At 70.9% G+C, this 18,073-nt stretch carries 16 protein-coding genes and 2 tRNA genes; 13 read left to right on the top strand and 5 right to left on the bottom strand.

The features are described 5' to 3' along the window. Window positions 1-210: 210 nt before the first annotated feature. Window positions 211-777, top strand: coding sequence for a disulfide bond formation protein DsbA (locus J0670_RS03740; protein ID WP_243436492.1), 567 nt, complete (start codon window positions 211-213; stop codon window positions 775-777). On the opposite strand, the gene J0670_RS03735 is transcribed toward J0670_RS03740, so the two are convergent. Then, window positions 740-2,074, bottom strand: a complete 1,335-nt coding sequence (locus J0670_RS03735; RefSeq protein ID WP_207809548.1) for an amino acid permease — start codon at window positions 2,072-2,074, stop codon at window positions 740-742. The genes J0670_RS03740 and J0670_RS03735 overlap by 38 nt on opposite strands. Before the next feature lie 270 nt (window positions 2,075-2,344). Between J0670_RS03735 and J0670_RS03730 the strand changes: the two genes are divergently transcribed. The 4 genes from J0670_RS03730 (at window position 2,345) to J0670_RS03715 (ending at window position 5,731) form a co-directional block, all read left to right on the top strand. Further along, the gene (locus J0670_RS03730) at window positions 2,345-2,944 is read left to right on the top strand and encodes a biotin transporter BioY (RefSeq protein ID WP_207809546.1); all 600 of its coding nucleotides are present in this window, start codon (window positions 2,345-2,347) and stop codon (window positions 2,942-2,944) included. Window positions 2,945-2,991: 47 nt separating this feature from the next. Continuing rightward, the gene (locus tag J0670_RS03725) at window positions 2,992-3,477 is read left to right on the top strand and encodes a ribose-5-phosphate isomerase (protein WP_207809545.1); all 486 of its coding nucleotides are present in this window, start codon (window positions 2,992-2,994) and stop codon (window positions 3,475-3,477) included. 300 nt (window positions 3,478-3,777) lie between these two features. Continuing rightward, window positions 3,778-5,004, top strand: coding sequence for a PP2C family protein-serine/threonine phosphatase (locus J0670_RS03720; RefSeq protein ID WP_207809543.1), 1,227 nt, complete (start codon window positions 3,778-3,780; stop codon window positions 5,002-5,004). 529 nt (window positions 5,005-5,533) lie between these two features. Further along, window positions 5,534-5,731, top strand: a complete 198-nt coding sequence (locus J0670_RS03715) for a hypothetical protein (RefSeq protein WP_207809541.1) — start codon at window positions 5,534-5,536, stop codon at window positions 5,729-5,731. Window positions 5,732-5,758: 27 nt separating this feature from the next. Here the strand turns inward: J0670_RS03715 and J0670_RS03710 are convergent, their stop codons facing one another. Beyond that, the gene (locus J0670_RS03710) at window positions 5,759-6,550 is read right to left on the bottom strand and encodes a DUF6348 family protein (protein WP_207809539.1); all 792 of its coding nucleotides are present in this window, start codon (window positions 6,548-6,550) and stop codon (window positions 5,759-5,761) included. A gap of 201 nt (window positions 6,551-6,751) precedes the next feature. Between J0670_RS03710 and J0670_RS03705 the strand changes: the two genes are divergently transcribed. Then, on the top strand, window positions 6,752-7,348 hold the full coding sequence (locus J0670_RS03705) for a hypothetical protein (protein WP_207809537.1): 597 nt from the start codon (window positions 6,752-6,754) through the stop codon (window positions 7,346-7,348). A 57-nt stretch (window positions 7,349-7,405) separates the two neighbouring features. Here J0670_RS03705 and J0670_RS03700 read toward each other — a convergent pair. Next, window positions 7,406-7,476, bottom strand: a tRNA-Gly gene (locus J0670_RS03700). A 158-nt stretch (window positions 7,477-7,634) separates the two neighbouring features. Between J0670_RS03700 and J0670_RS03695 the strand changes: the two genes are divergently transcribed. The 5 genes from J0670_RS03695 (at window position 7,635) to clpX (ending at window position 12,532) form a co-directional block, all read left to right on the top strand. After that, window positions 7,635-7,708, top strand: a tRNA-Pro gene (locus J0670_RS03695). Between the two features lie 293 nt (window positions 7,709-8,001). Further along, complete coding sequence (tig, locus tag J0670_RS03690) at window positions 8,002-9,384, top strand: trigger factor (RefSeq protein WP_207809535.1); 1,383 nt, start codon at window positions 8,002-8,004, stop codon at window positions 9,382-9,384. 270 nt (window positions 9,385-9,654) lie between these two features. Next, window positions 9,655-10,272 (top strand): ATP-dependent Clp protease proteolytic subunit, encoded by a 618-nt coding sequence (locus tag J0670_RS03685; protein ID WP_374223060.1) that lies wholly within the window; start codon window positions 9,655-9,657, stop codon window positions 10,270-10,272. A gap of 60 nt (window positions 10,273-10,332) precedes the next feature. After that, window positions 10,333-10,995: an ATP-dependent Clp protease proteolytic subunit gene (locus tag J0670_RS03680; RefSeq protein ID WP_196950256.1), complete on the top strand. Its 663-nt coding sequence runs from the start codon at window positions 10,333-10,335 to the stop codon at window positions 10,993-10,995. Window positions 10,996-11,242: 247 nt separating this feature from the next. Beyond that, window positions 11,243-12,532 (top strand): ATP-dependent Clp protease ATP-binding subunit ClpX, encoded by a 1,290-nt coding sequence (gene clpX / locus J0670_RS03675; RefSeq protein WP_196950255.1) that lies wholly within the window; start codon window positions 11,243-11,245, stop codon window positions 12,530-12,532. 68 nt (window positions 12,533-12,600) lie between these two features. On the opposite strand, the gene J0670_RS03670 is transcribed toward clpX, so the two are convergent. Continuing rightward, the gene (locus J0670_RS03670; RefSeq protein ID WP_207809532.1) at window positions 12,601-13,446 is read right to left on the bottom strand and encodes a hypothetical protein; all 846 of its coding nucleotides are present in this window, start codon (window positions 13,444-13,446) and stop codon (window positions 12,601-12,603) included. Between the two features lie 208 nt (window positions 13,447-13,654). Between J0670_RS03670 and J0670_RS03665 the strand changes: the two genes are divergently transcribed. Then, window positions 13,655-16,291: a valine--tRNA ligase gene (locus tag J0670_RS03665; protein WP_207809531.1), complete on the top strand. Its 2,637-nt coding sequence runs from the start codon at window positions 13,655-13,657 to the stop codon at window positions 16,289-16,291. Window positions 16,292-16,611: 320 nt separating this feature from the next. After that, complete coding sequence (locus J0670_RS03660; protein WP_207809529.1) at window positions 16,612-17,136, top strand: hypothetical protein; 525 nt, start codon at window positions 16,612-16,614, stop codon at window positions 17,134-17,136. Between the two features lie 42 nt (window positions 17,137-17,178). On the opposite strand, the gene J0670_RS03655 is transcribed toward J0670_RS03660, so the two are convergent. Next, a partial coding sequence (locus J0670_RS03655) for a chitinase (RefSeq protein ID WP_207809527.1) occupies window positions 17,179-18,073 on the bottom strand: 895 nt, incomplete at its 5' end.

Below are 18,073 nucleotides of genomic sequence, written 5' to 3'. Positions count from 1 at the left end.
CATCCTTTCACGCCCGCTCAGGCCGGTACCATTGCACAACCCGTCGCGTCCGGGTCGGAATCAGCCGCGTCGGACGGGTGTTGGGGGCTCTGGAGGGGGATCGGCCCCACCGCCTCGGACCACCGTACGAAGGACGAGACTTCAGTGACGACTGCCGCTGAGCGCAAGACCGCCGACTTCTGGTTCGACCCGGCCTGCCCGTGGGCGTGGATGACGTCCCGCTGGCTGATCGAGGTCCAGCAGCTGCGCCCGGTCGATGTGAACTGGCACGTGATGAGCCTGTCGGTGCTCAACGAGCACCGCGACCTGCCGCAGGAGTACCGCGAGCTGCTGGACAACGCCTGGGGCGCGGTGCGGGTGTGCATCGCGGCCGCCCAGAAGCACGGGGACGAGGTGCTGGGCCGGCTCTACACCGAGCTCGGCCTGCGCTTCCACAACCAGGGCCTGCCGCAGAACCGGGAGACCATCGAGGCGGCCCTGGTGGCCGCCGGGCTGCCCGCCGAGCTGGCGGACGCGGCCGGCACCGACGCGTACGACGAGGCCCTGCGCGCCTCGCACAAGGAGGGCATCACCCTGGTCGGCGAGGACGTCGGCACCCCGGTGATCGCGGTCGAGGGCGCGGACGGCGACCGGGTCGCCTTCTTCGGCCCGGTGGTCACCCCGGCCCCGAAGGGCGAGGCCGCGGCCCGGCTCTGGGACGGCACCCTGCTGGTGGCCTCCACCCCGGGCTTCTACGAGATCAAGCGCACCCGGACGGCCGGCCCGTCCTTCGAGTAGTCCCCGTAGGCACGGCGGCCATCGCGATCCAGGTCAGGTACGGGTAGCCCCACATCTTCACGGTGAGCAGCTCGGGCGCCTCGCGCTCCAGCCGGCGGCGCATCCGCAGCTGGACGATGCAGATGAACAGCCAGACCACCAGGATCGCCACACCGGTGGTGTTCATCAGCCAGGTGAACACGGTGGCGGGCCAGAACTTGGCGGCCAGCACGGCGCCGAAGCCGAACAGGCAGGAGGCCAGGACGGCTCGGCGCGGCACCCCGCCGCTGATCCTGGCCAGCGCCCTGGGGCCCTGGCCGCGGCCGACCAGCGAGTACGCCATCCGGGAGGCGCCGTAGATGTTGGCGTTCATGGCGGACAGCAGCGCGACCAGCACCACCACCTCCATGATCGTCCCGGCCCCGGGCACCCCGAGGTGGCGCAGCACCGTGACGTACGGGCCGTTGGCGACGACCGCCGGGTCCTTCCAGGAGACCAGGGTGACGACCAGGGCCATCGAGCCGATGTAGAAGATCGCGATCCGCCACACCGCGGTGCGCACCGCGTTGGCGACGTTCTTCTTGGGGTCCGCGGACTCGGCCGCGGCGATGGTCACCGTCTCCAGGCCGCCGTAGGCGAAGACCGAGGCGAGCAGGCCGACGATCAGCCCGCTGACGCCGGTGGGCAGGAAGCCGCCCTGGCCGGTGAGGTTGGCGGTGCCGGGGGCGCCGGGGCCGATCACGCCGGCGACGCCGAGCCCGCCGAGGACCAGGAAGGCGACGATCGCCGCGATCTTGACGGCGGCGAACCAGAACTCGAACTCGCCGAAGTTCTTCACCGCGGTCAGGTTGCTGGCGCAGAAGAAGGCCATGAACAGGGCGACCCAGATCCAGGCGGAGACGCCGGGTATCCAGCCGTTGACGATCTTCCCGGCCGCGGTGGCCTCGGCGGCGACGCCGCAGCAGAGCATCACCCAGTACATCCAGCCGGCCGTGATGCCGGCCCAGGGGCCGATCTCCTTCTCGGCGTGCACCGAGAACGACCCGGAGGCCGGGCGGGCGGCGGACATCTCACCGAGCATCCGCATGATCAGCATGACCAGCAGGCCGGAGAGGACGAAGGCGAGGATGATCGCCGGTCCTGCGGCCGCGATGCCGGCGCCGGAGCCGACGAAGAGGCCCGCGCCGATGACGCCGCCGAGGGCGATCATCGACAGGTGGCGCTGCTTGAGCCCGTGGGTGAGCTGCTGGCCACCGGACGCCTGGGGATCGTCGGCGTGGGTGGTCCCGGGCGCCGAGGACGCGGGGGTACGGGCCATGAAGGGGGGATCCAGACTGTTCGGTATGCGCTGTCAGTTGTCCAATATCCGGCGACTCTGCTGTGCATGCCAAACATGCCCGGTGGGGGACCACGATGCGGACCTGGCCGCGACGCTACGCATCGGTAGATTGACGGACTGTCGTTCCGGACCGGGACCCGACAACGTCCGGGGGCGGGGCTTTGTCCGAAACCGTGGCGGCGACGTAGTGGATCACCACGTAGGTTCACAGGTGTTCACTCACCTGGACCCTCATGGAGGAGCCCCCCGATGGCCACTGCCACCACCCCGATACCGCGCCGCGCCGTCCTCGCCGACCTGCTGCCCGCCGCTTCCACCCGCCTCGGCGCCCAGGCCCGCGACCTGGCCCTGGTGGTCGGCGGCGCCGCGCTGACCGGCGTGGCCGCCCAGCTGTCGGTGAACGTCCCCGGCTCGCCGGTGCCGGTCACCGGCCAGACCTTCGCCGCCCTGCTGGTCGGCACCGCGCTCGGCGCCCGCCGCGGCATCGCCTCGCTCGGCCTCTACCTGCTGGCCGGCATGGCGGGCCTGCCCTGGTTCACCGGGGGCGCCACCGGTTGGGCCTTCCCGACCTTCGGCTACGTGCTGGGCTTCGTGCTCGCCGCCGCCGTGACCGGCGCGCTGGCCCGCCGCGGTGCCGACCGCACCCCGCTGAACACCGCCGTCACCATGGCCCTCGGCAGCCTCGCCATCTACGCGGTCGGCGTGCCGTACCTGGCCCTCAGCCTGCACGTGTCGCTGGCCCGCGCCGCCGAGCTGGGCCTCTACCCGTACCTGGTCGGCGACGCCCTCAAGGCCGCCTTCGCCGCCGGCGCCCTGCCGCTGGCCTGGAAGCTGCTCGGCCGACGCTGACGCCCCCGTTGTCGGGCCCGGGCGCACCCACGTGCCACACTCATGGCATGCGCGTGTACCTGGGCTCCGACCATGCCGGATACGAACTGAAGAACCACCTGGTGGAGTGGCTGAAGGGGGCCGGCCACGAGCCGGTCGACTGCGGGCCGCACATCTACGACGCCGAGGACGACTACCCGCCGTTCTGCCTGCGCGCCGCCGAGCGCACCGCCGCCGATCCGGAGGCCCTGGGCATCGTGATCGGCGGCTCGGGCAACGGCGAGGCGATCGCCGCCAACAAGGTCAAGGGCGTCCGTGCGGCGCTGGCCTGGAGCGTGCAGACCGCCGAGCTCGGCCGCCAGCACAACAACGCCAACGTGATCTCCATCGGCGGCCGGATGCACACGCAGGACGAGGCCACCAAGTTCGTCGAGGTCTTCCTCAACACCCCCTACAGCGGCGAGGAGCGGCACACCCGCCGGATCCAGATGCTGAGCGAGTACGAGACCACCGGCGAGCTCCCACCGATCCCGGCCCACCACCCGCAGGGCTGATCCCGTCACCCACCGTCCTCCGGCGGCCGGCCGCACCTCCCGTGCGGTCGGCCGCCGTCGTTCGATGACCCCTCCCGCACCTGTGGGATCGGCCACAGGCCCCCGGAGCTCGGAGACCCCTCGCACGCGGGCGCGCACGCCGCCCGCAGGCTCCGTACGTCCAACCGGCGCACGCCTTCTGACGGCACACCCGCTACCGGCGCGATCGGCCGAAACCCGCTGAACGGCAGGCGCGCCGACGCCGCCGCCCGCCCCCGAGCCGTCGACGCCGGGCCGCACCCGTGGATAGGGTCGGGCCCCATGGCTGGCAGAGCGCCGGGCCCAGAGCCCCAGACGACTGCGACGAGGCCCGGCGCCACCCCGGCGTCCGAGCCCGTGACGGCCCGGCTGCGCAAGAGGCTCCGCCGGGTCCGCCGAAGGCTGCGCACGGCCCTGGTGGACTACTTCCGCGGCGGCGCCGCCGACTGGCCGGTGCTCTGCGCACTCGCCCTGCTCGTCCCGCTGCTGATCGTGCTCAACGTCTGGATCCCCGACTGGGCCCCGCCCACCGCCCTGGTCCTGCCGATCCTGGCCGGCGCCCTGCTGCTGCGCCCCGGCAGCCTGGTGGTGCTCTACGCGCTGGGCGCCCTCGGCCTCTCCGCCGAGTCCGTGATCCACACCGGGCAGCGGGTCGCCAGCGAGAACCCGGAGTCCTACATCTACGGGGTGACCCCCGGCGCGGCCCTGGTGGTCGGCGCCGCCGGGGTGGGCGGCCTGCTGCTGGCCCAGTTCCGGGCCCGGGTCGGCGTCCCCTGGTGGGGCGGCTCCACCATGCTGTTCGACCTGCGCGAGCGGCTGCGGGTGCAGAGCCGGGTGCCCGAGCTGCCGGACGGCTGGCACGCGGACATGGCGCTGCGCCCGGCCGGCGGGCAGTCCTTCTCCGGGGACTTCGTGGTCGCCGCCCGCACCGGCCCCGGCCAGCGGCTGCTGGAGGTGGTCCTCGCGGACGTCTCCGGCAAGGGCATGGACGCCGGCTCCCGCGCGCTGCTGCTCTCCGGCGCCTTCGGCGGGCTGGTCGGCTCGCTGCCCGCGCACGACTTCCTGCCCGCCGCCAACGGCTACCTGCTGCGCCAGTCCTGGGAGGAGGGCTTCGCCACCGCGGTCCACCTGGTGCTGGACCTGGACACCGGTGAGTACGAGCTGCTCTCCGCCGGGCACCTGCCGGGCATGCAGCGCCTGGCCGGCGCCGGGCGCTGGGAGGTCAAGGAGGCCGAGGGCCCGCTGCTCGGGATCTACGACGGCGCCAAGTTCGAGGGCGTGCGCGGCCGGCTGAACCGCGGCGACGTGCTGATGCTCTGCACCGACGGCATGGTCGAGGCGCCGGGCCGGGACCTCACCGAGGGCATGGACCGGCTGATGGGGGAGGCGGACCGGCTCGTCCCCGGCGGCGCCCCAGGCTCCGGCGCGGGCGCGGCGGCCGCCCTGATCGAGACGGTGGCCCGGGACATCAACGACGACCGCGCCGTCCTGCTGCTCTGGCGCGACTGACGTCCCGCGAGGACGTTCCGGGGCAGCGTCGTCAGGCGGCGTTCCGCGACTGATGTTCATCGTCGTCCGTCACATGCCACCGGCAGCCGCTGTCAAGCCTGGGAGCTGATCTTCAGCCAAATCGGACGCCCCGTCGGCGGACCGGATCAGCGGCTTCCGTTCCCCGCCGCCGGACGTTTCCCGGCCGCTCAGCACCGCCCCGCCGACGATTCGTCAGGGCGGCTCCGCTATCGTCCCGGTCGGCGGAAACTCGTCTCGCATCGCAGGATATCGGCGTTGGGCTGACTTTCAGACCTTTACGCAATCGGCACGGTCGACCACACTGAGTCCGGGCGGGACTGTTCAGGATTCGGGGGATGGGGGGCGACACGTGCGGCACCACAGACAGCGGTCCACCGTGGGCTCCCGCGCCGGCGCCGCGCCGGTCGGTCCTCTGTTCCGCCTCGGGACCGTCGGGCAGGCCGGGGTCCGGCTTCGCAGGTGCCGCCGGGCGGCGGCACCACGCTATGAAACGAGGAAGTGAGTCCGGGTGGCACTCTCCGTCTCCGCGCTGGTCCTGTTCGCGATCCTGTGCATCATCTTCATCCGGAACAAGCAGTTGAAGATTCCGCACGCGATCGTCGCCGCCCTCTTCGGCTTCATGCTGCACGAGACCACGGTCGCGACCTCGATCAACTCCCTGCTGGCCAACCTGGCGCACAGCATCTCCGGCATCACCGGAGGCTGATCGACCGGGCCGCCCGGCCCCACGGGATCACCGGCCGGCCCGCCTGGCCTCCCGCCAACGAGCGAACAGACCCCGGGGGCGTGCCGCCGCCGGGGCCGGGGCACGCATCGGCACGGGTGCCGGGGCACCCGCCGGCGCGGCCGGGAGCGCTGCTGTCCGATCCGTCGTCAGCAGCACGAACAGCCGCGCCCAGCACAGCCGTTCACCGCGCGGCCAGTCCAGCGCGCGCAGTGCCGCGGACGCCGCCTCCGACACCTCGCCGCCCACCCGGACCTCGGCGACGTCGTCGCCCGCCTTCCCGCCCAGGAAGAGCTTCACGCCCACCGGTCCCGGTCCGACCAGCTCCGGCCGCAGCGCGGGCGCCAGCTCCGACAGCACCCGGTGCTCGGCGAGCCAGGCCGCCAGGTGCTCGTTGCCGAAGCCGAACACCGCCGCCGGCCCCTGCAACGCGTGCCAGCCCGGAAGCTCCGGCAGGTCCTCGTGGTCGGCGTGCACCCCGCGTCCGTCCGCCAGCTCGACCAGGACTGAGGCGGTGGTGGTCGCCCACATCTTCACCGCGTTCGCGAGCTTCTCCTCCTCGGTCTTGCCGAGGCCCGCCGCGCAGTCCCACACCACCGGCGCGTCCGCCCTGCCCAGGTGCAGCACGAAGCCCAGGTCCACGTGCCCGGCCCCGTCGTCCCCGGGGTGCTCGCGCACCGCCACCGCCGTGGTGCCCGGGCCGCGCACCACCTCGCCGTCCGGATGGAACTCCTGGCCCAGTCGCGCCATCTCCCGGACCACACAGCGCTGTATGACGGCCAGTCGCTCCTGCGGACGCACCGGGACTCCTCCACCTCGGGAGCGCGGCGGCTGAGGTCGCGCTCGAACTGCGCTCGAACGCCGCCGAGGCTATCGGCCCGACACCCGAGCGGGAAACCGTTCGATCGACGCGGTCCCGTCAGCGGGCTCCGGTCGCGGAAATGCCCTCAATGCCCCATTTTGGGGAGCGGAACCTGAAGGCCACCCGCCCGGAGAGCCCGCATGCCCCGTACCGCCCCGACCCCTCACCCGCAGATATCCGTCGACCCGTCGATACCGGTCGTCCCATCGATACCGATCGTCCCGCCGTGGCCGCCGGCCGGTCCGGACGGCGCCGGCCTGGTCGCCGAGATCGAGGCCTACCTCGCCTCGCTGCCCGCCCCCGCGCGCACCCCGGCGCCGTACGCCTGCCGGTACGGCAGCACCCTGCGCCCCTGGAACGCCGGCCACCCCGAGCCCCGGGCCACCCTGCTCGACCGCGCGCTGCGCCGCCCGGCCCGGCCGGTCCCGGTCAGCGCCGCCGGCCACCTGCGGCTCGCCTCCCGCTACATCGGCGCCCACGGCTGGCTGCAGGGCGCGATGTGGGACGACGCCGGGCGGGTCTGCCTGCTCGGCGCCCAGGCCGCCGTCCTGGCGTACGGCTACGGCACCCCGGCCACCGTGCGCACCGCCCGGGTCCAGCTGATGGAGGTGCTGCACGCCACCGGCCGCCCGGCGCGCTCCCCGGACGAGTTCAACGACCGCCCCACCACCCGGGAGGGTGATGTGCACCAGCTGCTCGACCGGGCCGCCGCCCGGGCCGCCCGGCTCGGACTCTGAAGCCGCCCGGGCCCGGGAACGCCGACGGCCCCGGCGCGCACCGGGGCCGGACCGGAGAGCGGGCGACGAGAATCGAACTCGCGTGACTAGTTTGGAAGACTAGGGCTCTACCATTGAGCTACGCCCGCGCGACCCTCCAGCCGTCACCGGCCGGAAGTTCGGGAGACAGCGTACCTGGTCCGGCCGCTCCCGTGCACACCGCGTTCCGCGCGCCCCCTCTTCCACCCCGCCCCGAAATAGTCGGCGAGCCCTACAGGCCCGGCGTGTACGCTTCCTCTCGGCACCACGGGGTGTGGCGCAGTTTGGTAGCGCGTCCGCTTTGGGAGCGGAAGGCCGTCGGTTCGAATCCGGTCACCCCGACAGTGCGGCAGGGTCTCGCCCACCGGGGCGGGGCCCTGTTCTGTTGGGACGGTACGGTGGCGTCTGGCGTCCGCCTTTCGTGGTACCGGTAGGATGGGGCGCTGGCGGTAGTCCCTGTGGCGTCAACCCAGGTCAACCGCACGAGGGCGAGGAGTCAAGCTCACCGTCCACCCACGGGAGATGCAGCTCCAACCGCCCATCGCCCGTCTCGCCCGAACCATCCGCACCGGCTCCGGCCGGGAGGCCGGGGAGGGCGGAGACAAACTGACCGCAAGCCCATAGGAGACCAAACCGTGAAGAGCGCCGTCGAGACTCTGAACCCGACCCGGGTTCGACTCACCGTCGAGGTGCCCTTCGAGGAGCTCAAGCCCAGCCTCGACGCGGCGTACAAGAAGATCAACCAGCAGGTCACGGTTCCGGGCTTCCGCAAGGGCAAGATCCCGGCTCGCGTCATCGACCAGCGCTTCGGCCGCGGTGCCGTGCTGGAGGAGGCCGTCAACGACGCCCTGCCGCGCTTCTACACGCAGGCCGTCGACGAGGGCAAGATCGAGGTCCTCGGCCAGCCCGACATCACCAACATCGAGGGTGTCGAGAAGATCGCCGATGGCGGCGACCTGAAGTTCACCGCCGAGGTGGACATCCGCCCCGAGATCACCCTGCCGGAGTTCTCCTCCATCGAGGTGACCGTCGACCCGATCGTCGTCTCCGACGAGGACATCGAGAAGTCGCTGGAGCAGCTGCGCGAGCGCTTCTCCTCGGTCAAGGACGTCGAGCGCGCCGCGGCCGCCGGCGACATCGTGGTCGTGGACCTGGTTGCCAAGGTCGACGGCGAGGTGCCGGAGGACGGCACCGCCAACGGCGTCAGCTACGAGATCGGCTCGGGCCGCCTGATCGACGGCATCGACGAGGCCGTGACCGGCCTGTCCGCCGGCGAGGAGAAGACCTTCGAGACCGAGCTCAAGGGTGGCACCCAGGCGGGCAAGACCTCCGAGGTCTCCGTCACCGTCACCGCCGTCCAGGAGAAGGAGCTGCCGGAGCTGGACGACGAGTTCGCCCAGCTGGCCAGCGAGTTCGACACCCTGGAGGAGCTGCGCGCCGACTCCCGCAAGCGCCTGGAGCGCATGAAGGAGTACGACCAGGCCACCCAGGCCCAGGAGAAGGTGCTCGACGCCCTGCTCGCGCTGGTTGAGATCGAGTACCCCGAGAAGCTCCTCAAGGACGAGATCGAGACCCGCAAGCACAACGTGGAGCACCACCAGCTGGAGCCCATGGGTCTGAACCTCGACACCTACCTGGAGACCCAGGGCAAGACCCGCGAGGAGTGGGACGCGGAGATCGAGGAGCAGGCGAAGAAGGGCATCAAGACCCAGTTCGTCCTGGACCAGATCGTCGCCAACGAGGAGCTGGGCGTTAACCAGGAGGAGCTCACCGAGCACCTCATCCGCCGCGCCGCCGGCTCCGGCCTCACCCCGGACCAGTTCGCCCAGCAGGTCGTCCAGGGTGGCCAGGTGCCGCTGCTGGTCGGCGAGGTCGCCCGCGGCAAGGCGCTGGCCACCGTGGTCGAGGCCGCCAAGGTCGTCGACACCGAGGGCAACGAGGTCAACTTCGACGACGACGAGGCCGACGAGTCGGGCGAGACCGTCGAGGCCGCCGCCGAGGAGAAGACCGAGGCCTGAGCGCCCCGGTAGCCCCTCCAGGCTGTAGCGGGCCCGGACGCCGTACGGTGTCCGGGCCCGCTGTCGTCCCCCCCCCCGCGACCCCCGCGACCCTGCGCTCACAGCGAACAGTTCTGCGTGGGGGATTCTGCGGCCCGGCCTGCGCGTTAGGGTCCTTGGACAGCAACAATCACGACGTGATACCCGGAAGCTGTGCGACACCGTGACGGCCGTGGAGCGACCGTCCAAACCGACTGAGCAGGTGGCTAAGTGACGTTCCCGCAGATGCATATGCCTGGCCCGATGGCGCCGCACGCCGCCGCTGGTGACGTGCTCGGCGGCCTTGGCGACCAGGTCTACAACCGGCTGCTCAACGAGCGGATCATCTTCCTCGGCCAGCAGGTCGACGACGACATCGCCAACAAGATCACCGCGCAGCTGCTGCTGCTGGCCGCGGACCCGGAAAAGGACATCTTCCTCTACATCAACTCCCCGGGTGGCTCGATCTCGGCGGGCATGGCGATCTACGACACCATGCAGTACATCAAGAACGACGTCGTCACCATCGCGATGGGCATGGCCGCCTCGATGGGCCAGTTCCTGCTGACCGCCGGCGCCAAGGGCAAGCGCTTCTCGCTGCCGAACGCCAACATCCTGATGCACCAGCCCTCCGCGGGCCTCGGCGGTTCCGCCACCGACATCCGCATCCAGGCCGAGCAGCTGCTCCGCACCAAGAAGCGGATGTCCGATCTGATCGCCTTCCACAGCGGTCAGTCCTTCGAGCAGATCACCCGGGACTCCGACCGCGACCGCTGGTTCACCCCGGAGGAGGCCCTGGAGTACGGCCTCATCGACGCGATCATGCACAGCGCCGCGGACGTCCCCGGCGGCGGCGGCACCGGCGCCTGAGCCTCGGCTCGGCCCGGCCCACGAGACCACAGCCCTAACGCCCCGGAGGACAAGAACCCCATGAACATCCCCAGCCTGTCGGCCGCCAAGGCCCGCGTCGAGGACATGCGTGCCGAGGGCCGTTACATCGTCCCGCGCTTCGTCGAGCGCACCACGCAGGGCATCCGCGAGTACGACCCGTACGCCAAGCTGTTCGAGGAGCGCATCATCTTCCTCGGCTCGCAGGTCGACGACGTCTCGGCGAACGACATCATGGCGCAGCTGCTGTGCCTGGAGTCGATGGACCCGGACCGCGAGATCCAGATGTACATCAACTCGCCCGGCGGCTCGTTCACGGCCCTGACGGCCATCTACGACACGATGCAGTACGTGAAGCCGGACATCACCACGGTCTGCATGGGCCAGGCGGCCTCCGCCGCGGCCGTGCTGCTCGCCGCCGGCACCCCCGGCAAGCGGATGGCGCTGCCGAACGCCCGCATCCTGATCCACCAGCCGTACACCGAGACCGGCCGCGGCCAGGTGTCCGACCTGGAGATCCAGGCCAAGGAGATCTTCCGGATGCGCGAGCAGCTGGAGGAGATGCTCTCCAAGCACTCCAACAAGTCGATCGAGCAGGTGCGCGACGACATCGAGCGCGACAAGATCCTGACCGCCGAGGAGGCCGTCGAGTACGGCCTGGTCGACCAGATCATCTCCACCCGCAAGACCTCGCTGACCTCCTGAGGCCGGCACCGCAGGGGCGGGGCGCGCACCCGGTTGCGCGTCCCGCCCCGGCCCGTCGGCGGGCACTGTCACGGCATCTGTTCGGTATCAATTCGCCCAGGGCGTAGGGCAGACCTGGCGAAGAGGACGGAATCACGGGCCCGGCAGAGTACCGTCGGATAGCGAGACCGAGCGCCGTCGGCGCGGACGGTCCACAGCACCAGGCCCCGGAACCCCTGCGGGGCCCCTGGCGAAGGGGAAGCACCTCGTGGCACGCATCGGAGACGGTGGCGACCTGCTCAAGTGCTCGTTCTGCGGCAAGTCGCAGAAGCAGGTGAAGAAGCTGATCGCCGGCCCAGGCGTGTACATCTGCGACGAGTGCATCGACCTGTGCAACGAGATCATCGAGGAGGAACTCGCCGAGACCTCCGAGGTCCGCTTCGAGGAGCTTCCGAAGCCGCGCGAGATCTACGAGTTCCTGGACCAGTACGTGGTCGGCCAGGACCTCGCCAAGAAGGCGCTGTCGGTCGCCGTCTACAACCACTACAAGCGTGTGCAGGCCGGCGAGGCGGGCCGTAGCGGCGGCAACGGCCGCGACGACGCGATCGAGCTGGCCAAGTCCAACATCCTGCTGCTGGGCCCCACCGGCTCCGGCAAGACGCTGCTGGCGCAGACCCTGGCCCGGATGCTCAACGTGCCGTTCGCGATCGCGGACGCCACCGCGCTGACCGAGGCCGGGTACGTCGGCGAGGACGTCGAGAACATCCTGCTCAAGCTGATCCAGGCGGCCGACTACGACGTCAAGAAGGCCGAGACCGGGATCATCTACATCGACGAGATCGACAAGGTCGCCCGCAAGAGCGAGAACCCGTCGATCACCCGGGACGTCTCCGGCGAGGGCGTGCAGCAGGCGCTGCTGAAGATCCTGGAGGGCACCACCGCCTCGGTGCCGCCGCAGGGCGGGCGCAAGCACCCGCACCAGGAGTTCATCCAGATCGACACCACCAACGTGCTGTTCATCGTCGGCGGCGCGTTCGCCGGCCTGGAGCGGATCATCGAGGGCCGCGCGGGTGCCAAGGGCATCGGCTTCGGCGCCAACATCCGCTCCAAGCGCGAGTCGGACGCCAGCGACCACTTCCGCCAGGTGATGCCCGAGGACCTGGTGAAGTTCGGCATGATCCCCGAGTTCATCGGCCGCCTCCCGGTGATCACCAGCGTGCACAACCTGGACCGCGAGGCGCTCCTGCAGATCCTCACCGAGCCGAAGAACGCGCTGGTCAAGCAGTACCGCAAGCTCTTTGAACTCGACGGCGTGGAGCTGGAGTTCTCCCGGGACGCGCTGGAGGCGATCGCCGACCAGGCGATCCTGCGCGGCACCGGCGCGCGCGGTCTGCGGGCCATCATGGAGGAGGTGCTGATGTCCGTGATGTACGAGGTCCCCTCGCGCCAGGACGTCGCCCGCGTGGTGGTCACCGGGGACGTGGTCTCCAAGCACGCCATCCCCACCCTCGTCCCGCGCGACATGATCAAGCGCGAGCGCCGCGAGAAGAGCGCCTGAGCCGAGAGCACCGAACGAAGGGCCCCGCACCGGATCCGGTGCGGGGCCCTTCGCGTGGCGCGCGCGTGCTACTTGGCGACCTTCATGGCGTCGCGGATCGCCCGGGTCTTCTCCGCGGCCTGGTCCGGGGTGATGCCCTGGTTGCCGCCGTCACCGGTGCTGCCCAGGCTGAGCCTGGTGAAGGTGACCCGGCCGTAGGTGGACTTGTCCGCCCACACGCAGACCGTCGGCCCGGGCTTGCCCGCGATGACGCTGGCGACGCCGCAGCTGAGCTTCCCCGAGGACGCGTGGGCGTCCTTCGCGGGGTAGTCGGTCATCGGCGTGGTCCAGGTCAGCCCGCCGGTCTCCTTCTTCGAGTCGGCGATGATCTGGTCCGGGTCGTTGATCTCCCCGTAGATGCCGATGATCGAGAGCGAGTCCAGGTTCTTGACGTCGGTGCCCTTGCCGTAGCTGGCCCCCAGCCCGTGCAGGTCCTTGCCGAACTTCGCGACCTCGGGCTTGCTCATGTCGGCGGCCTCGTCCTTCGCCGACTTCTGGACGTAGCCGTCCAGCAGCGTCTGCGGGGCGCTGAGCTTGTACTGGCCGCCCTTGTCGCCGTCTGCGCCCAGGAACTTCCACGCGGCGAAGCCGCCGCCGCCCAGCACCAGCGCGCCGACCACCAGGCCGATCACCAGCCCGCCCCTGCCCTTCCGCGGGGGCGGCGGGTAACCCGGCTGGCCGTACGGCGCCTGCGGCGGGTAGCCGTACGGAGGCTGCTGCTGCGGGGCACCGTAGGGCTGCTGGGGCGGGTAACCGTACGGGGGCTGCTGCTGCGGTGCGCCGTAGGGCGGCTGCGGCTGGGGCGGTCCGTACGGGGGCTGGCCCCCGTAGGGCTGCGGTTGTCCTTGCGGGTACTGCTGTCCCTGGCCGTACATGTGTCCTCGTGCTCCCCCGCCGCACCCGCGGCCTGTCGTGGCCCGGGTGGTTCCGTCGGTTCCGTTGGTTACGCGTGTGTCCGGTCACCCGGACGAGTGCCCGGGCACGCTACCGCACGGCGCTCCGGGTGGGGCCCTTCGGGCGGGGCGCGTCCGGGGTCCGAAAGCGGTTCGTAACCAGCGCCCCCGGTTACGTAAACTGTGCGTCGTGACCGACACGACGAACCAGCGCCCCGTGAGCACCACCGGGGACGATGCGGCAACCCTCCCGACGACCTACACCCCCGCGGACGTAGAGGGCGAGCTGTACGAGCGCTGGGTAGAGCGTGGCTACTTCACCGCGGACGCCAAGAGCGACAAGCCCCCGTTCACCATCGTCATCCCCCCGCCGAACGTCACCGGCAGCCTGCACCTGGGCCACGCCTTCGAGCACACGCTGATCGACGCGCTCGTCCGCCGCAAGCGGATGCAGGGCTACGAGGCGCTGTGGCAGCCCGGCATGGACCACGCCGGCATCGCCACCCAGAACGTGGTCGAGCGCGAGCTCGCCAAGGAGGGCAAGTCCCGCCACGACCTGGGCCGCGAGGCCTTCGTCGAGCGCGTCTGGAAGTGGAAGGCGGAGTCCGGCGGCCAGATCTCCGGCCAGATGCGGCGCCTGGGCGACGGAGTGGACTGGTCCCGCGAGCGCTTCACCATGGACGAGGGCCTGTCCCAGGCCGTCCAGACCATCTTCAAGAAGCTCTTCGACGAGGAGCTGATCTACCGCGCCGAGCGCATCATCAACTGGTGCCCGCGCTGCCTGACCGCCATCTCGGACATCGAGGTGGAGTACCAGGACGACGACGGCGAGCTGGTCTCGATCCGCTACGGCGAGGGCGAGAACTCGATCGTCGTGGCCACCACCCGCGCCGAGACGATGCTGGGTGACACCGCGGTCGCCGTCCACCCGGAGGACGAGCGCTACAAGCACATGGTCGGCACCGAGATCGAGCTGCCGCTGACCGGCCGCCGGATCCCGATCGTCGCGGACGAGCACGTCGACCCGGAGTTCGGCACCGGCGCCGTCAAGGTGACGCCGGCGCACGACCCGAACGACTTCGAGATCGGCCAGCGCCACGACCTGCCGAACATCTCGGTCATGGACGAGCACGCCGTCATCACCGCGCACGGCCCCTTCCTCGGCCTGGACCGCCTGGAGGCCCGCTCGGCGATCGTCGCCGCGCTGCGCGCCGAGGGCCGGATCGTCGCCGAGAAGCGCCCGTACGTCCACTCGGTGGGCCACTGCTCGCGCTGCAAGACCACCATCGAGCCGCGGCTGTCCATGCAGTGGTGGGTCAAGGTCGCCCCGCTCGCCAAGGCCGCCGGTGACGCGGTCCGCGACGGCAAGGTCAAGATCCACCCGCAGGAGATGGAGAAGCGGTACTTCGACTGGGTCGACAACCTGCACGACTGGTGCATCTCGCGCCAGCTGTGGTGGGGCCACCGCATCCCGGTCTGGTACGGCCCGAACGGCGAGATCGTCTGCGTCGGCCCGGACGAGCAGCCGCCCACCGGCGAGGGCTGGCACCAGGACACCGACGTCCTGGACACCTGGTTCTCCTCCGGCCTGTGGCCGTTCTCCACGCTCGGCTGGCCGGAGCAGACCGACAGCCTCGCGAAGTTCTACCCGAACTCCGTCCTGGTCACCGGCTACGACATCCTGTTCTTCTGGGTCGCCCGGATGATGATGTTCGGCCTCTACGCGATGGACGGCACCCCGCCGTTCCACACCATCGCGCTGCACGGCATGGTCCGTGACCAGAACGGCAAGAAGATGTCGAAGTCCTTCGGCAACGTGGTCAACCCGCTGGACTGGATGGACAAGTACGGCTCCGACGCGCTGCGCTTCACGCTGGCGCGCGGTGCCAACCCGGGCGTCGACGTGCCGATCGGTGAGGACTGGGTCCAGGCGGCCCGCAACTTCGCCAACAAGATCTGGAACGCCACCCGCTTCGCGCTGATGAACGGCGCCACCGTCGAGGGCCCGCTGCCCGCGCCGGAGGAGCTGACCGCGAGCGACCGCTGGATCCTGTCGCGCCTGGGCAGCACCGTCGCCGAGGTGGACGGGCTGTACGAGGACTACCAGTTCTCCAAGCTCTCCGAGGCGCTGTACCACTTCGCCTGGGACGAGGTCTTCGACTGGTACGTCGAGCTCTCCAAGACCACCCTGGCCAAGGGCGGCCCGCAGGCCGACGCCGCGCGCCGGGTGCTCGGCGAGGTCCTCGACGTCACCCTGCGGCTGCTGCACCCGATCGTGCCGTTCGTCACCGAGACGCTCTGGACCACGCTGACCGGCGCCGAGTCGGTGGTCATCGCCGACTGGCCGCAGGACAGCGGCTACCGCGACGCCGAGGCCGAGGCGGAGATCGCCACCCTCCAGCAGGTGGTCACCGAGGTTCGCCGGTTCCGTACGGACCAGGGCCTCAAGCCGGGCCAGCGCGTCCCGGCCGCCCTGGAGCTGGACGGCACCGCGCTGGCCGCCCACGAGGACGCCATCCGCTCGCTGCTGCGGCTGACCGTCCCCGAGGAGGGCTTCGCGGCCACCGCCTCGCTGCCGGTCGCCGGTGCCACCGTCTCGCTGGACCTCTCCGGCACCATCGACGTCGCGGCGGAGCGCAAGCGCCTCGCCAAGGACCTCGCGGCCGCCGAGAAGGAGAAGGCCCAGACGACCGCCAAGCTCGGCAACGAGGCCTTCCTGGCCAAGGCGCCGGACGACGTGGTCGCCAAGATCCGGGGCCGCCAGGAGGCCGCCGAGGCCGACATCGCCCGGATCACCGCCCAGCTGGCGGCGCTGCCGCAGGGCTGATCTGCTCGAGCCCCACCAGGGGCCGCACTCCGCGACGCGCGGGGTGCGGCCCCTCGGCGTTTTCCGGCGCGTCTTCCGAGTCACCTTCCGGTGCGTCTCCCGGGGTCTGTTTTCGCTACGCCTAATAGCCCAGCGACATTGCTCCCTTCCGGCGAATATTCATCCCGGACCGGGTGAGGTCCTATTCCGAGCGAATTGATTCCGGTCTTGCCCGCGCGCGTTCGCGGAAGTTTGCAGGTCCGATGTGTACGGTGTGCACGGAGTTTCCGAAGGTGTTTCCGCTGAGCGTTCCTGCTGAGCGGCGGACAGGAGGGCATGGCGTGGTGGTGACCGAGGAGTTGGCCCAGGAACTGCCTGCCGAGGCGGTCGAGGAGGCCAAGGCCAGGGCGGCGACGCTGTTGCTCGCCTTCCGGCACGGGAACCAGCTCGCGTTCGACCAGGAGCTGGACCTGCTGTTCGAGGAGAACGTCGAGCGGGAGGTGGCCACCCTGCTGACCTGGATCGCCGCCGAGGCCGTCCGCAAGGCGTACGCCCCGGAGGTCGGCGACCGGGTGCTGCGGGCGATGGCCCGGCGGGCGCCGGAGGACACCGGCGCGGTCCAGGTGGACGAGGAGACCGCGAACGCCGCCCAGCTGATCGAGGCGGTCGCGGCCGGCGAGGTGGCCGAGGTCCGCGGCCTGGTCGCGGCGACCCCGGACACCACCTATCTGCTCGGCGGTCTGCTGCAGGGCGTGGCGATGATGCTGCCGCTGCTGCCCGAAGGCGAACTGGACGAGATCACGGCGGAGTTGCGCCGTCGGCACGGCGGCACCGCGCACGTCCCGGAGGCCCGGGCCGGGGCCTGACACCCGGGCCCGGGGCTCCGGCCCCGGGGGTCGTTGGAGTCCTTACGGCATGGCGTGCAGGTGGCCGCCGATGGTGTTGGCGACCGGGTTGCCCGCCTTGGCGTCCCAGTTGGTCGACCAGGTCATCGCCCCGCCGATGCCGGGCCAGGTGGTGTCCGGCTTGTAGCTGCCGCAGTTGGTGCCGGCGGCCAGGCAGTCCAGCGCGTTGTCGACGACGCCCGGGTCGACGTAGCCGCCGCCCGCCGCGCTGGTGGAGGCCGGCACCCCGAGGCCCACCTGGTCGGGCCGCAGCCCGCCCTTGAGCTGGATGCAGGCCAGGCCGGTGAGGAAGTTCTCGGTGCCCTGCGAGTAGACGTTGCCGTCGCAGCCGTTCATCGCACCGGAGTTGTAGTACTGCATGTTGACGATGGTGAGGATGTCCTTCACGTTCAGCGCCAGCTTGAAGTACTCCATCCCGGTCGACTGCATGTCGATGGTCTGCGGCGCCATGGTGAGGATGAACCCGCTTCCCGCCTTCGCCGCCAGGGAATGCAGCGCCTGCGCCATGTAGGTGGAGTTGACGCCGTTCTCCAGATCGATGTCGATCCCGTCGAAGCCGTAGTTCTGCATCAGCGTCCAGGCGCTGTTGGCGAAGTTGGCGGCGGAGGTGGAATCGCTCACCGAGACCGTGCCGTTCTGGCCGCCGACGGAGAGCACCACGCGCTTTCCGGCCGCCCGCTTGGCCGCGATGTCGGCCTTGAACTGGGCGTCGGTGTAGCCGCCGAGGTGGGAGGAGAGCGTCGGGTCGAGGGTGAAGCTCAGGCCGCCGGGCGTGCTGGTGGCGTCGGCGAAGGAGACCGAGATGACGTCGTAGGCGGCCGGGACGTCGCTGATCCGCTGCACGGTGGCGCCGTTGTCGAAGTTCTGCCAGTAGCCGGTGAGGATGTGCTTGGGCAGG

Source organism: Streptomyces sp. FH025 (assembly GCF_017427025.1).
Taxonomy (GTDB): Bacteria; Actinomycetota; Actinomycetes; order Streptomycetales; family Streptomycetaceae; genus Kitasatospora.
This window is presented reverse-complemented; position numbering and strand designations above follow the sequence as displayed.